This is a genomic window from Pseudomonas sp. IT-P218 (assembly GCF_949767605.1).
Lineage (GTDB): Bacteria > Pseudomonadota > Gammaproteobacteria > Pseudomonadales > Pseudomonadaceae > Aquipseudomonas > Aquipseudomonas putida_AE.
In genome coordinates this window covers 231469-247406 of the sequence record NZ_CATKQQ010000088.1, presented here as the reverse complement: position 1 = coordinate 247406, position 15938 = coordinate 231469, and the positions used below count along the sequence as shown (strand labels likewise).

The window sequence follows — 15938 nt, the reverse complement described above, 5'->3', positions numbered from 1 at the left end:
GTTCAATCCTTTATGCTCTTCGTATCGATTCTGTCGAACACTTCAATTGCCCCGGCTGTCGGGACGCAGGCGTTGGGCGGCGTTGCGCAACTGCGCACTGAATCCGCGGGCCGGACGTTGCTCCTGACGCGGCTCCTGATGCTGCTCCGTTTGCGCTGGGCCACGGGTCAGTTCCGCCGGATCAATGGCGAACAGCGACGGATCGCTGAGCAGGCCGTCGGCACTCAGGCCGATGCGGCCGTGGCGACCGAGCATCCAGGTCATTTCCGTTTCGGCATCGAGCCTGCTCTGGCGCACCGCATCGGCAACGTACTGGCCTGGCACCAGGCCCAGGCCATTGCCGAGGGATTCGCTGAGGAATTCGCCGTTGGAGGCCAGGCGCAAATTGCTGCCATCGGCGTTCCAGGTCGACAGTTCCAGGGCCCGGGCGGCGCGTTCGACCACCGGGGTGACGAAGACCGCCGGCACCGGATCCGGCAGGAGCAGACTGCCGTTGCGGTTGCTCGTATCACGGTCGAAGAAATTACCCTGGGGTGCCGGAATGAACGGCGTGGCGACGTCCAGAAGGATCACCAGTTCGGCCTGGTCGGTAGCGCCAGCAAGGTCACTGACGGTGTAGGTGAACACATCTCGCAGCACCTGCCCCAGGCCGGCGGCGGCGAGCACCTGCGGGTTGCTCTGGTCGATGGTGTAGGTGTAGCTGCCATCGGCATTGAGCACGAGGGTGCCGTAGAGGCCACGGATCGGCTGGCCGATCACGCCCGCCGTACCGCTGCCGTCCTCGGCGCCGGTGCGGATGCCGACCACATGCAGGTGGTCATTGCCATCCACGTCGCTGTCATTGGGCAACACGTTGCCGGTGACCTGTGGCGCGGGGACCTGGTCACTGGCGGTGGCGCTGTCGTTTTGCGCCACCGGGTTGTCGTTGGCGCCCTGGATGACCACGGTCAGGCGCGCATCCGAGGTGGCGCCGGCGGTGTCGCGCATGCGGTAGGTGAAGGTTTCGCTGAGGGTTTCGCCCGCCGTGCGCAAGGCTTGGACGGTGGGATTGCTGTTGTCGATCAGGTAGGTGTAGCTGCCGTCGGCATTGAGGATCAGTTGCCCGAAGCGACCGGTCAAGACTTGCCCTGCGCTGGCGGTCTGGCCGTTCTCGCCGGTGACGGACTGCACCTGTTTGCTTTCGCCATTGGCCACGCTGTCGACGTCGCTGTCGTTGCCCAGCACGTTGCCCGTGGCGTTGCTGCCCGGCGTGCCGTTGGCCACGCCACCGGCCTCGATGGCGGTGGATTGGTCGTCCTGGGCGATGGGCGTGTCATTGCTGCCGTCGACGGTGATGCGCAACTCGGCGACGCTGGTGGCGCCGAAGAAGTCGGACAGGGTGTAGCTGAACACATCGGTCAGGGTCTGGCCGCTCTGGCGCAGCGCCTGGACCACCGCCAGGTTGTTGTCGACCGTGTAATGCCAGCTGCCGTCGGCATTGAGCACCAGATCGCCGTAAAGCCCGCGCAGTGTGCTGCCGAGGGCGCCGCTGGTGCCGGTCCCGGTGATGCCGCCGGTGCGAATCTCGCTCACGCTGAGGGCATCGTCTTCGACATCGGTGTCATTGCTGATCACATTGCCGCTGGGGTCGATGCCCGGCTGGCTGTTGTTGAGGCCGCCGGCTTCGACCGCCGTCCCCGCATCGCCATTGGCCACCGGTGCCGAGTTGCGCCCACGGATGATGATGTGGATTTCCGCCAGATCGGTTTGCCCGCCACGGTCGGTGACCTGGTAGGTGAAGCGTTCGTTGAGGAACTGCAGCGGCCCAAGCGCCAGTACAGTGGGGTTGTTGGAGTCGACGATGTAGGTGTAGTTGCCGTCGGCGCCGATGATCAACTGGCCGAACAGCCCGTTGACCAGGGTGCCGTTGGTGTTGTCGGTACCGGCGTTGACTAGCCCCAGGCTGCCGCCCGCCGCTTCGGTACCGAAGCGGATACCTGTGACGACAAGACTATCGCCCTGGTCGACGTCGGTATCGTTGGGCAGCACGTTGCGGGTCGGGTTGATGGCGTTGCCCTTACCGTTGTCGGCTACTGCGAGGGCCACATCGTCATTCGCTACCGGAGCATCCCAGGCACCGTCGATGCGGATGCTCAGTTGGGCGATGTCCGTGGCGCCTGCGGTGTCGCGCATCCGGTAGGTGAAGGTTTCCACCAGGGAATCACCGACCTTAAGTGCCTGTACCGCCGCCAGGTTGTTATCGACCGCATAACTGTAGGTGCCGTCGGCATTGATCGTCAGGGTGCCGTACAGGCCACTGAGACTCTGGGTGGCGCCCAGGGTGGTGAAGGTGCCGCCGGCGGCTTCGCTGCCGGTGCGGATGTCGGTGACAGTCTTGGTGTCGCCGCTGTCGATGTCACGGTCGTTGCTCAGTACGTTGCCGCCAGGATTGACGCCTGGCGTGCCATTGAAGGTGCCGCCAGCCTCCACGGCCAAGGTGCTGTCGTCCTGGGCCAGGGGGTTGTCGTTGGCACCGACTATGACGATGGTCAGGGTGGCGTTGTTGGTGGCGCCGAACAGGTCGCGGATGCGGTAGGTGAAGGTCTCCGTCAGGGTATTGAGCGGTGTGCGCAAGGCCTGCACGCGCAGGTTGTCGTTGTCGACCACGTAGGTGTAGCTGCCATCGGGATTGAGCAGCAGGGTGCCGAACTGCCCCCTGAGGCCGCCGCCGAAGGTGCCGAACGTGGTGCCCTGGTTGAACTCGATGACGCTCAGGGTCTCGCCGTTGCCATCGACGTCGGTGTCATTGTTGAGCACGTTGCCGCTTGGGTTGAGCCCTGGCCGGTCGTTGTTCAGGCCGCCGGCCTCGGTGGCCAGGTTGATGTCGGGGCGGGCCACGGGCGTGTCGTCGCGCCCGACGATGGTGATGCTCAGGCTCGCACGGTCCTCGGCGCCACTGGCATCGATCACCGTGTAGCTGAACAGGTCGGCCAGGGTCTCGCCGAAGCGCAGGGCCTGGACCTCGGCCATGTTGTTGTCGAGCCGGTAGTTATAGCTGCCGTCGGCGTTGATCGTCAGCCAGCCATAAGTACCGCGCAATTCGCTGCCCAGGGTGCCCGCCGTGCCGGTGGCGAATTCGCCGCCGGTGCGTATGCTGGAAACGGCCTGGGTCTCGCCATAGTCATGGTTCGGCAGGTCGGCGGGTACTTCGCCACCGTCGACGTCGGTATCGTTGGTCAACACATTGCCGATCGGGTCCTGGCCCGGGCGGTTGTTGTTCAGGCCGCCGGCCTCGATGGCGACGGAGGCGTCATCGCCGGCGACCGGGGTGTCATTGCGGCCACGGATCAGCACGATGATTTCCGCCGAGTCGGTTTCCGGCACCGGCCCGACGCTGTCGCTGATGGTGAAGGTGAAGCGCTCCAGCAGCAGATCGCTGCCGGTGCGCAGTGCCTGCACGTCCGCATTGAGGTTGTCGAGTGCGTAGCTGTAGCTGCCGTCCGGGAAAATCGTCAGCGTCCCGTACAGGCCTGCGAGCACCGTGCCACCGATGTCGACCGCGATCGGCGTGCCGCCGTCACCGGTGCCGCCGGGCTGGATCAGGGTGACTGTCAACGGGTCGCCATCCGGGTCGGTGGCATTGACCAGGACATCGCCGGAAGGGTCGACTCCCGGCGTGCCGTTATCGATGCCGCCGGCTTCCGTCGCCAGGCCCACCACCCGTTGCGCAACGGGTGGATCGTTGACCCCGTGCACGGTGATGACCAGCTGCGCGGTGTCGGTCAGGCCGTTGGTGTCGGTGATGCGGTAGGTGAAGACTTCGTTGAGGGTTTGTCCCGCCTGCAGTCCCTGGACAAGGGTGTTGGTGCTGTCGACATCGTAGAAATACGAACCGTCGGCGCCGATGCGCAAGGTGCCGTAGAGGCCGGTCACCACAGTGCCGTTGGCCTCGGTGGTGCCTGCAGTGACGCCGCTCAATACATCGATGGCCGGGTTGTAGGTGGCTTCGCTCTTGTTGATGACGCCATCCACCCGCAGCTGGGTATTGGGGCGGTCCGCCGAGTCGATGTCCTGGTCGATGCCGTTGCCACCGGCCTGGTCGATGGTGCCGGGCCGGCTAGGGAACAGGATGACGTTGCCGGTCGGGTTGCTTTCCGGCGTTGTGCCGTTGGTCGGGGCTGCTTGAGCTTCGGCGGCGTCGTCACTGGCCACCGGGTTGTCGTTGGCGCCCTGGATGACGATGCGCAACTGCGCCACGTCGTCGAGGCCGCCGGCATCGGTGACCCTGTAGCTGAAAAACTCGACCAACTGCTGGCCCGGACTCAGGCGCTGCACCGTCAAGTTGTTGTTATCGACTGCGTAGCTGTAGGTGCCGTCGGGATTGATGGTCAGGGTTCCATACAGGCCGATACTCGGGGTGCCCGCGGTCACTGGCAGAAATGCACCCGATGCGGCCTCGGCGACGGGCCGGATGCCCGTCACCGTGCGGGTTTCGCCGTTGGCAACGCTGTCGACGTCGGTGTCGTTGGTCAATACGTTACCGATGGCATTCTGACCCGGAGTGCCATTGGTAACGCCACCGGCTTCGATCGCGACGCCATCGTCATCCACGCCGACAGGGGTGTCGTTGGCGCCCTGGATGGTCACGGTCAGGGTGGCCGTCGAAGTGTCGCCAGCGAGGTCGCCGAGTACGTAGTTGAAACTGTCCTGCAGGGTCTGCCCGGTCAGGCGCAGGGCCTGCACCGTGGCATTGTTGTTATCGACCACGTATTCATAGGAGCCGTTGCTGCCCACCAGCAGTTGCCCATACAGGCCGTTGATCACCACCACCCCGGTAATGGGCGTCTGGATGCCAGCCCCGGGCCCCACCGAAACCACATGCAACTGGTCGGCATTAGTGGCGATATCGACGTCGGTGTCGTTGGCCAGCAGGTTGCCCCTTGGGTCGATACCGATCACGTTGTTGTTGGTGCCGCCGGCTTCGAGGGCGGTGGCAACGTCGTTGACTGCCACGGGGGCGTCATTGACCGGGTCGAGGATGATCTGCAGGGCGTCGGTATCGGTCAGGGCATCGCCTGCGCCGCCCGGCAGGCCGTCGCCATCGGCATCGCCATAGTTGCCCTGGTCGTTGCTGGTCACTGTCAGGGTGTCGGTGCCGTTGAAGTTGGTATTGCCCAGGTAGAGCAAGCTGGCCAGGGCGGTATTGACGTTGGCGAGGGTGCCACTGAGGGTCAGGGTCGCGGTGTTGGCGCCGTTGACGATGACGCCGGGCACCGTGGCGCCGAGGAACAACGTGCCATTGAGCACTTGCAGGGTCACCGTGACATTGCGGTCGTTGACGTTGGGATCCCGATCGACATCGATGTCTGCCACGCTGATGCTCGCGATGCTCAGCGCCACATCTTCCTGGCCACGCTGGGTGCCGGGCAGAGTGTTGACCGGTGCGTCGTTCTGTTCGACGTAACCGGCGTCGGCACTTTGCGTGGCAGCATCACCCAGGCTGATGGTGATCTGGCCGAGGGTGCCGGCATCGGTGTCGACCCGCACGCGCAAGTCGCCCAGGGGCTGCGGGTAGCTGACCAGGCCGGCCGGCACGTCGATGCGGAATACGCCCAGCGGCAGTACGCCAAAGTGGTATTGGCCATTGGCGTCGGTGACGGTGCTGAACTGCAGGTTGTCGGCGGTGGTGGCCAGGTTGCCGTCGATCCCGGCCCAGGTCAGGGTCACTGTCTGCCCGGCCAGGCCGGCGCCGTCGGGGGTGGCGCTGGCGGTGGGTGAAGCGGTGTCGTTCCACAGGGTCCCGGTGATGACGCCGAGCCCGGCGTTGTCGCGCAGGATGTACTGGTTTGGGCCTGCGGTGCTGCCGGTACGCTCGCCATTGACGGTACCGTCGATGCCGACAAAGTTGCCGCCCCAGCTGGTGAAGTCTTCTGGCAGGCTGCTCCAGGTCAGGGTTGCATTGCTGCTGGCGACGATGGCGGCATTGGGCAGGGTGACCTGGTAGCGCACCTGAATCTGTGCGCCAACGTCCAGTTGCTCGAAGTTCACGCTCACACCGCCCGTGGTGCTGAACGTCACGCCAGCGGGCAGATTGCCCGGGCCAAATGTGGTGCCATTGATGGTGACGCTGACCAGGGTGTAGTTGCTGCCGCCGGCGAAGCTGTCGCTGACTTGCGCATCGAACGCCGGCAGGCCGCCGTTCTGGGTGAAACTCAGTTGCACTGTGGCGCTGCCGCTGGTGCCAGCGGGGTTGGGATCGAAGGCGACGATCTGTTTGTCCAGGCCGCTGAAGCTCGGTTCGACGATGCGCTCGATTACTGTGTCGCTAATGGCACGGCCTGCGCCGTTGACGATTTCATGGGCCGAGACGGCCAGTTGGGCACCCGCGACATTGCTGGCGACGTTGGTCACCCGCACGTTGAACTCGATGGAGATGCCTTCCAAGTCGGCGTCGTCGCCGTTGCCGTTGACCACGTTGCCGAAGTTGAAGGTCACCACCTGGCTGCCATCGGTATTGGTGACGACCGTCAGACGGCTCGGGTCAAAAATGCCTTGCGGCGCCAGGCCCGAGAGGTCGGGGGTAATCGGCAGCGCTTCCGGGCTGTTCTCGTTGCCATTGATGTCGAGGGTACCACCTACGATCAGGTTGGCATCGCTGACCAGGCCGCCGTTGGAAATGAAGGCAATGCGCAAGGCGTTGACCAGCGCATCGGGGGAGATGAACTCCAGGCCGTTGGCCAGGGTGATCTGGATCTGATAGTTGGGGTTGTTGCCCTCAGGCACCAGCACCACCACGCGGTAGCGGATCACTTCGCCGATGGTCACCTGCTCGGTCGGGGCCGTGGTCGGCGCCGGCGCGGCGGTGTCGGGCAGGCCGCCGACCCGGGAGATCTCGATGGCCTGGGCCACGGGGACGATCAGCGTGGATATGTTGCGATAGTCATTGAGCGTGCCGCCGTTGAGCGGGCCATCGACCCCGGTACGCTCGCCGGCCTGCGGGCCGTCGAGGCTGGTCCATTGCACGGTGGCGACGTTGGCGAAATTCGACTGCGCGGCCGCCGAGGCATTTACCACCCCGGTCAGGCTCAGCACGATGCTGCCACCCTTGGCGATGTCGATGTTGGCACCGTTGACGGTGCGCAACTGGCCACCGACCAGTTCGAAGTCGACGCCACCGTTATTGGTTGCACCGTTCTGATAGAACACGCCGACCAGGGTCATGTTGTCGAGCTGGGTCGGCAGATTGTCGAGGAAACTGATGTCGAAGGCGTTGAAGTCGCTGCCACCGGCACCGTTGCTGATGGTGATGGTAAAACTGACCGTGTCACCCTGGTCGTAGCCGCCGACGCCGGCAGTGGACGTCAATATCTGGGAGACCTGCAGCGTCGGCTCACGGATGATCACGGTGGGCTGGCCGCCGCTAAGTGCGACGGTGCGGTCCACGGCAACGGCGCCATTGGGCGTGTCGCTGTCCGGGTCGGAGAAGACCAACTGCGCGCTGTTTTGCAGGGACAGGTTGGCCTGGTTGCCGATGACGTTGTTGGCTACCAGCTGCAGGCGGATCACGAAGGTGTTGTTACCGGTCTGGTTGTCCGCCGACACACTGGAAACACTGAAGGTCCAGCGCGCATCGGCGCCATCGACTGCGGTGCCGTTGAACGCACCGATCACCACGCTGCCGGCAAAGTCGGCACCCAGGGCGCCACTGCCGGCGCGGGTGGTGATGATCTGGTAACCCAGGCCGCCGTTGAAGCTGGTGTCCAGGCGCATGCCCGGTGGAATCAGGTCATCAATGCGCAGGTTCTGCGTGCTGCCTTCGGGCAGTGTCACGACGATGTCGTAGCGCATGCTTTCGCCGATCACCAGGTCGCTGCCGGTGGTGTGGCTGGCACTGGAATCGCCGTTGTCGAGGCTGCCGTCGGCGAAGACCTTGCTGATGACCGGCGCCGCGACCTGCTGGTTGGCCAGGTCGCTAAGGTCGGTCGGGGTGAAGTCGCTGCCGCCGTTGACGCTGGCGTAATTGCTCAGGGTCGCATTCGATTGCAGGGTACGGCTGGCTTCAATGGTGCTGCTGACCAGCACGTCATAGCTGATCACGACCAGATTGGCGCCGCTGGTATCGGCTGCGGTGCCGTTGCGCCCAGCGAGGAGAGTGGCCTGGCCGCCGGCGTCGAGGAAGGTGATTTGGTTGCCGGTCACGCTGTAATCGGTGCCCAGCACCAGTAACGTGCCGTCGCCCCGGTAAATCTGCAGGTTGGCCGCCGCCAGGCTGCCGCCGACAAAGCTCAGGCCGGTGGGCAGGGTGATGCTGGTGGTGACGTCGTACGCGCCGCCGCCGCCGGTGTTTTCCAGCGCCGTGACCAAGCGCAGGCTGTCGCCACCGTCGATGTTGACGATATTGCCGTCTACGGCCGCCAGATCAGTGACGCTGCCATTGAAGGACACTCCGGTGCTGCCCGGTGGGTTCCAGCTGCCGGTGGTGTTGCTGACGCTGCCATTGGTACCGGAGACCACGCCGTGCTTGATGTTCAGCACAGGCTCGGCCACCGACACAATGGCCACCACATCCGAGGAAATTAGCGTGCGGTCGGTGAGGGTGGTTTGCTGGGTCGATTGCGCGAGCACGTCGAGGGAGCGCTGGTCGGCGAACGGCTGATCGCCCACTCGCACGCTGAAACGGATGACGATGCGGCTGCCCGCGGTGTCCTGGGTGGCAAAGCTGCCGAAATCGAACACCAGCGAGTTGCCGACGCCGCTGGTCACACTGACCACGCCGCCGGCATTGGTATTGCCGGGGCCGATTTGCCACTGGCCGACATCACTGCCCACGGTCCAGGCGATGCCAGTGACGTCGAACAGCGGCAGCGGCAGGTAAGCGGTGAGCTTGAACTGTTCATAGTCGCCGGTGACCAGGTCGTAGCTGAGCTCGAAGGTCACTTCATCGCCGGGGCGCAATTCCCCGGTGGCCGGCGGCGTGCCGTTGTTCACTTCGACCAGGTTGATGTCCACGGTGCTGGTGGGGATCACGCTGGTGGTGGCGGAGGTGTCGGTTTCGCTCTGGCCGGTGAGGTTGAACGGGTCTTGCAGCAGGGTGCCGTCGACCACCGCCGAGTTACCCAGTTCGTCGCCTTCGTTGATGTCCGGCTGCGGGTTGCCCGAGGGCGGCTTGTAGGTCTGGCCGACGATGGCCGAATAACTCAGCACCGCCAGCACCGCGCCTTCGATGCGGTCGTCGAACGCCAGGTCGCCGTTGAGCCAGCCGCGCACATTGAAAAAGGCATTGCGCAGGGACTGACCGATATCGAAGGCCATCGAGGTGCTGCCATCGGCGTTGTTGACCACCGTGGTGACCAGCGCGATGGTCTGCGCGACGCCGTTGATGGTCACCGTAACGGTGGGTGTGCCGCTCAGGGCCTGGCCGTCGCTGAGCTGGTCGCGCACGATCAGTTGGCCTTCGTTGAAGAAATCCTTGCCGAAGGCGAAGTAGTCGGAAATCGCCAGGTCGAGGTTGTACTGCAACGTATCGCCGGGTGTGATGCCGCTGTGGCCGATGTCGGTCTGCAGCGTCGCGGTCTTGAGCAGGGTGATGGATTTGGCGATGAACTCGGTGGGGCGCCCAGTGCCGCTGAAGTCGATGGTGGTGTTTGGTGCCGTGACGTCCCGGGAGTCCAGCGGCACCCATTGACCGCTGCCGGTCGGGGCGCCGAGGGTGATGGTGACCGCATCGCCGGTGACCGGGTTGATGACCGGTGCACCATTGGCATCGACTTCCGGCACATAGAACGCCACCAAGGTATCGGTCTTGCCCGTGAGGCTGGCGTATTCCACGGTGAAGGAGTTGATGTAGACATTGTCGGCGGCAATCAGCGCGGCGATTTCCGTCGCGTTGGTCACTACCCTGCCGTCGTGCAGAGTGATCGAGGTCAAGCGTCCGCCGGCGGCGGGGGTAATCGCGGTGACTTGCACGTTGTCCGGCAGCGGCTGGGTAATCACCACGTTCGACAGAGTTTGGCCCGGGGCCGGCGTCGCGGTCAGCGTCAGGGTGCGGCCAAAGTTGGGGCCAGTTGCGGTTTCCCCCTCGGGAGTGTTGAGGGTTTCATTGAAGGTAATGATGGTCGGATGCACCACGAACGCAGCGGTACCGGCCTGGATCAGGCTCGGATCGTTGAGCGGGTTGTCCAGGGCATCGTTGCCGAACTGGAAGCCGCCGCTGGCGCGCAGGCTCAGGTCGGGGCTGCCGTCGGAGAAACTGGTGTCGGCCAGGTTGCTCAGGCTGGCGTTGATCTGCACCGAAATCACCGGTTGCTGGTTGGTGACGCTGGCAAACGGCAGTTCAATGACCACCAGTTGATCGCCAGGGCGCATGCCGTAGGTCGATGCGTTGATGATCAGGAAGTTGCCGTTGGCGTCCTTTGCCAAAGGATGGGTGGCGTTGCCGGACGCATCGAAGGTCACCAGGTGGGAGATCAGGTTCTGTCCCAGGTAAGTGGCGGAGATGAAGTTCACTCCGTCGTCGCCGTCCTTGCCGGTGGTCGGGATCGCAAGGTTGATGAAGGGCGCGAAACCGGTCTGGGTGGAGGTGTTGCTGAAATCCACGGTGAAGCTGAAGTTATCGCCCAGCAGTACGTCGCTGCCAGCGGTGGGCAAGGTGGTGGTTGGTGCGGCGTCGGCGAGCAGGCCGTCGAAGCCGGCCATGGCGAAGCTGCTGATGGCGATGCTCTTGTCGATGTCGCCGACCCGGGTTTCCAGGGTCCAGTCGCCACCGGCGCGGGTGTTGCCGGTGTCATTGCTGGAAGCGGCCACGTCGGCGCCGGTCCAGCGCGCCAGTTCGGCGACCAGGGTTTTACCGGCCGCCCCGGCACCGACGTCGCAGCCATAGAGCTGGATATCCGCGCCCTGGGTCAGGTTGTTGCGCCATTGTTCGAGGGTCTGCCCGAGCTGGGCGACGTTATCGGCGGTGACGGTGCGGTTGCCAAGGGTGAATTGCCCGGCGGCACCATGGGACATGACCTGGATCGAATCGACCTTGCCCAGTTGCGCCAGCGCCGCGGAGATCGCTGCCAGGCCGTCTTCGCCCGGATTGACCACGATGGCGGTGACGTTACCAGGCAACTGGGCGACCAACTGCTCTCGGTTTTCGATGCGGCTGTCGAGCACCAGTAGCGTTCGAGCAGCTGACGGCGCCGGTTCAGTGGCCGGATGGCCCTCGTTTGGCGTGGCATGGGGAACATCGACTGCGGCCGGGGCAGGTGGGGTACCGGCCGGATCATTCTGATGCTGATCCACGGCAGCAGAAGCCGCTGCGCCGTCGAACAGAATTCGGGGCTCCAGTGCGAGCGCCTGACTTTGCGGACGCAAATGAGAGCTGGAAAAACCACGCCGCGACTCTTGCATACTGAATCCCTCAAGACAGGGTGAACTCATCCATTGACACCCTCCCCACTATTGGGGACAGGTTCAGCGTAGGACTTTTCCTCGGTATTTCCAGATTTTTCAGCGATGTTCGGACGATGTGCCCACGCTCTAGCCCCGGGTTAGAGCGTCCGGGATGTCAGAAGCGCCAGGTGGCTCCACCGCCAATGATGTGCAGGGCCGAATTGCGATAGGTGCCTGACAGTGTGTCTCCTGAGCGTGATTTGGTTTGTTCGACGTCCATGTCACCCATCCAGACCAGGGTGTAGGCCGCATGCAGGTCCAGCCCCTCATCGACCTTGTAGTTGATCCCGGTGGCCAGGCGCCAGGCGTCCCCCATGGGGTTGTCGACGGTGCGGTCCTTGTCGTCCACCGCTGAACTGTCGTAGCCAAGGCCCATGCTCCAGCGCAGCTTTGAGCTCGCTTGGTATTGCGCCCCGAGGGAGGCATGCCAGGTGTCTTTGTATTGGCGATCGGCGGTACGGTTGACGTCGGCGGCATTGGCGTCGACCTCTACACCAATGTCGCCAAACTCGCTCCAGTCCTGCCAGCCGAGGCTGCCCAGCAACTTCCATTGCGGGTCGAGATCGTGCGCGATGCTCAGCAGCACAGTCTGTGGCACCGACATGTCCAGCTCCAGAGAATCGACATCCAGACGACGCAATGCGGCGTTGATGATCGGGTTGTCGACCTTGCGCACGCTGGGGCTGTCTTTGAACTCCAGGTCGATCTTGCTGGTATAAGCGAGACCAATCTGTGTGCGTTCGCTCAGTCGATAGAGCAACCCGAAGTTAATCCCTGCACCGACATCGGTGTCCTTGTATTCAAGCTGGCCATCGGGACTGTCTCGCAACCCCAACAGGTTGTTGTTGATCGCTGTTTCGTTGCGGTAATAGGCGTACATGATGCGTGGGCCAATGCCGATGGACAGGTCGTCGGTGAACTTGTGCGCAAGCGTCGGCTGGAAGGACACCCCGATGATTGCCGCCTCCTGGTTGAAATAGCGGCCAGCCCAGTCATCGTCGTAATCCAGCGCCAGGCCGAAGTTGCCGTACATGCCGAAGCCGATGGCCGAGCGTTCATCAATCTGGTGGCTGATAAAAAAACTGGCCCCAGGCAAGTATTGCAGTGCGTTCCCGCCTTCATTGCCGTCGAACTGGTTGTGGCTGTCGCGAGAGAAGCTGAGATCGCCAAGAATGACCTGCGCATTGGCGCTGATCTGGGTGCCCGACAATTCCGTGAGGCCTGCCGGGTTGCTCATCAGTACGCTGGGGTCTGTCGCCAGCGCAGCGGCTCCCGCGTTGGCCAGGCCGTTGCCTTCCTGTCCCGCCTCGTAGATCAGGATGCCACCGGCCCAGGCATTGACAGTGAACAGACTCAAACCGAGAGCCAAGGCTGATAAGTGAAACCGGCGCGTCTGGTTGTTTCGATACATTGCGCGTCCTCTGCAAAAGCGTCAGGCAATGAGGGGGAGACCCATTGCCGAACGCCTAAAGCTCCTGCCGGGAAATGAGCAACAGTGCTGCACTTGCTTGATCTAACCGCCTCACAGGTAACGGACAGTTGCGCAAGACAAACCTGTTGACCGAATCAAGCACTACTTGGTTTTGAGTTGTTTGTATGAATTGACGATGTCTTGCGCCCAGATATCGAGCACCGCCTTGAAGTCTTTGGCTTGCACGACCTCTGAGGAATTTTCCAGATCAATGCCTGCGCCTTTGCGAACCATCTTGGCAACTACCTTGTTGTCGCCACCATCGAGAAACGCGGCTTCAGTGGCCAGGCTGGTGTCCTGGTCGCGGATGCCGGTCGCCGCACTGACGCCGGCAGCGACCAAGGCGATCGGGATAATCTCGTAGGGACGCAGTCCCTTGGTTTTGGCGCTGACGGCTGTAATGGCCGGACGCACAACCAATACGCCCGGCCCCGGGCCAGTAGCCAGCGGAAGCTCCCTGGCAAACGCATTTTTCAAGGCCTGATCGTAATACTGCGTAATGCCATTAAGGCTGCTCTGCGGGATTTTCTCGGTCGCTTGTGGTTGGGGGTACAACTGGCTACGTTCGACGTAAACGCTGGTAAAGCGACTCACGTCCACTTTCGGGTCAATCCAGCGCATGACGTCCGCACCGGATGGTGATTTCTCCTCTTTCAGAACGCTGTAGTCCTTCAAAAAGCCTGAGTAATGCTCAGGATCGACGTAGGGACTGGCACAACCCGCTAGCGCCAGGGTCAATACACATGCTGCGAACGATTTCATCTGCATAAAAGCTCCAGAGGGATCTGTGAAGGCTAAAAGAAGCGTCGTCGGCAAGTCAGAATGACGGCAGCTTTTCAAGCGCTGCCGTTTTCTGAGAACGTGTTCTATGGGCGGTACAACCCCTTAAAGATTGATCCGTTATGGCGTCACGATGTTGAACCAGAAATCGAAGTTATCCATATAGGACACCAGCTCTTCCAGCTTGCCTTGCGCCCCGTCTATCTTGATATCCCCCGAGGCCAGCGCATCTTTCAATGACGTCTCTTTCAGCACGATCTTGTTCAGCGTGTCGCGGGTCAGGGTCACCTTCGCATCGGCATCTTTTGCTTCAACACCTTCGGTGTGGTTGAGCACGCCATTCTCCATCTCCACCGAGTATTTCTGTTTGAGGTCGGTGAAATCGAAGTTGAGCGATAGACGTTTGCCCTCGGCTTTTGGCCCGTTCAAGCGCATGGCCAGGAAGTCAAAGAACAAGTCCAGATCCATGGCCCGCACCGTATCCGGGCTGGCAGTGTCGGGTGTCGGCAGCTTCATCACGCCTTCGCGCAGTTCCTTGGCGCCGGTGAGATAGAAGTTGCGCCATGGCCCGCTCTCGGCCTGATACCCCAGTTGCTCCAGGGCATCTGCCTGCAGGTTCTTCGCGGCCTGGTTGCTCGGGTTGGCGAATACCACGTGGTTGACGACTTCGGCGACCCAGCGGAACTCGCCCTTGTCGAAGTACTCCTTGGCTTTCTTCAGGACAGCCTCTTCGCCGCCCATCATCTCCACATAATGCTTGCCACCTTCTTCCGGTGGCAGTTCATTCAACTGCGCCGGGTTACCGGTAAACCAGCCCAGGTACAACACGTAGGTGGCCTTGACGTTGTGGTTCACCGAACCGTAGTAGCCACGGTTGGAGAATTTGTTGGCGATCTCCTTAGGCAGTTTGAACTGCTCGGCGATCTCGACCATGGTGTAACCCTTGTTGATCATCCGCAGAGTTTCGTCGTTGATGTAGCGGTACATGTCGCGCTGTGAAGACAGCTGCTCGCGCACCTCCTTGTTGCCCCAGACTGGCCAGTGGTGCATGGCATACATGACCTGGACATCATCGCCCCACAGTTTGAGCGCCTCGTTGAGGTACTTCGACCATGGCAGCGGTTCGCGAATCTTCGCGCCGCGCAGCGAATAGGTGTTGTGCAGGGTGTGGGTGGAGTCTTCGGCGGTATTGAGCGCTTTCTTTTCCTTGATGTAATAGAGCATCTCGGCGGGCGCCTCACTACCAGGCGCATACAGGAACTGGTAGGTCAGGCCGTCAATGATATGGGTTTCGCCAGTGGTCTTGATGATGTCGGTCGGTGGGATCAGCGTCACCGTGCCCGCTGAGGTCGTGGTGCCCAGTCCTGCACCCAACTGACCGGTCGGAGCGGGAGGCAGCAGGTTGCCGTACATGTAGCTGGCACGACGACTCATGGCCGTGCCGGCCATGACGTTTTCGGCTACCGCATGCTCGATGAATCCAAGGGGGGCATAAACCTTCACCTTGCCGGCTTTCACATCTTCTTCATTGATTACGCCGCGCACACCACCGTAGTGGTCAACGTGACTGTGGGTGTAAATCACCGCCACGACGGGCTTTTTCGGCCGATGCTGATAGTAGAGATCGAGTGCCGCCTTGGCGGTTTCGGCGGAAATCAGCGGGTCGAAAATGGTGATCCCATCCTTACCCTCGACGATGGTCATGTTCGACAGGTCGTAGTTGCGGACCTGATAGATGCCGTCTGTAACCTCGAACAAGCCGGAAATGTTGATCAGCTGGGACTGGCGCCAGAGGCTGGGGTTGGTGGTGTCTGGAGCCTCTTCGCCTTCCTTTATAAAGGCGTATTTGGCGGGGTCCCAGATGACATTGCCCGAGCCGCCTTTGATAACCGCCGACGGCAGAGGCGCGATAAAGCCTTTATGCGCCAGCTCGAAGGACGTCTTGTCGCTGAACGGCAGCTCCTTGAGCAGCGCGTTGTTAGCCGCCTTGGTGGCTTCGGATGCGGGTTTTGGTTTCTCTGCATCGGCTGCAAACGCGTTGGTGGCCAGTGCAATGGCTGCAACGAGTGAGCAAAGAGTCCCGGCTACTTTGAAGGGGCGCCATTCGCCTTGAGTGCAGGCTAGCTTCGTCGATTGTATCTTTTGATCCATCTTCCAGTTCCCTCTAGTGGCAATGCGCTATACCCAAAGTGGTAATGGCAGGTTCAATAGAAAGTAGTAGAAATCAAAAAAATTTCGAGTGATACAGGTCAAGTCAGGCTATCGAAAGTGG

Annotated in this window: 4 protein-coding genes; all 4 read right to left on the bottom strand. The window is 62.2% G+C overall.

The window, feature by feature from the left end:
* Window positions 1-42: 42 nt before the first annotated feature.
* The 4 genes from ACM6I6_RS28805 to ACM6I6_RS28790 all read right to left on the bottom strand — a co-directional run bounded on the left by ACM6I6_RS28805 (window position 43) and on the right by ACM6I6_RS28790 (window position 15817).
* Window positions 43-11373, bottom strand: coding sequence for a VCBS domain-containing protein (locus tag ACM6I6_RS28805; protein ID WP_414921121.1), 11331 nt, complete (start codon window positions 11371-11373; stop codon window positions 43-45).
* 157 nt (window positions 11374-11530) lie between these two features.
* Window positions 11531-12826, bottom strand: a complete 1296-nt coding sequence (locus tag ACM6I6_RS28800) for an OmpP1/FadL family transporter (protein WP_414921120.1) — start codon at window positions 12824-12826, stop codon at window positions 11531-11533.
* A gap of 162 nt (window positions 12827-12988) precedes the next feature.
* On the bottom strand, window positions 12989-13654 hold the full coding sequence (locus tag ACM6I6_RS28795) for a DUF3313 family protein (RefSeq protein WP_414921119.1): 666 nt from the start codon (window positions 13652-13654) through the stop codon (window positions 12989-12991).
* Window positions 13655-13786: 132 nt separating this feature from the next.
* A complete protein-coding gene (locus ACM6I6_RS28790; protein ID WP_414921118.1) occupies window positions 13787-15817 on the bottom strand; it encodes an alkyl/aryl-sulfatase in 2031 nt (676 codons plus the stop codon).
* Window positions 15818-15938: the final 121 nt, after the last annotated feature.

What these genes read in the sequence shown, in the direction of transcription:
- ACM6I6_RS28805 (WP_414921121.1), bottom strand. Translation starts at nt 11,373, where the DNA reads ATGCAAGAGTCGCGGCGTGGTTTTTCCAGCTCTCATTTGCGTCCGCAA.
- ACM6I6_RS28790 (WP_414921118.1), bottom strand. Translation starts at nt 15,817, where the DNA reads ATGGATCAAAAGATACAATCGACGAAGCTAGCCTGCACTCAAGGCGAA.
- ACM6I6_RS28795 (WP_414921119.1), bottom strand. Translation starts at nt 13,654, where the DNA reads ATGCAGATGAAATCGTTCGCAGCATGTGTATTGACCCTGGCGCTAGCG.
- ACM6I6_RS28800 (WP_414921120.1), bottom strand. Translation starts at nt 12,826, where the DNA reads ATGTATCGAAACAACCAGACGCGCCGGTTTCACTTATCAGCCTTGGCT.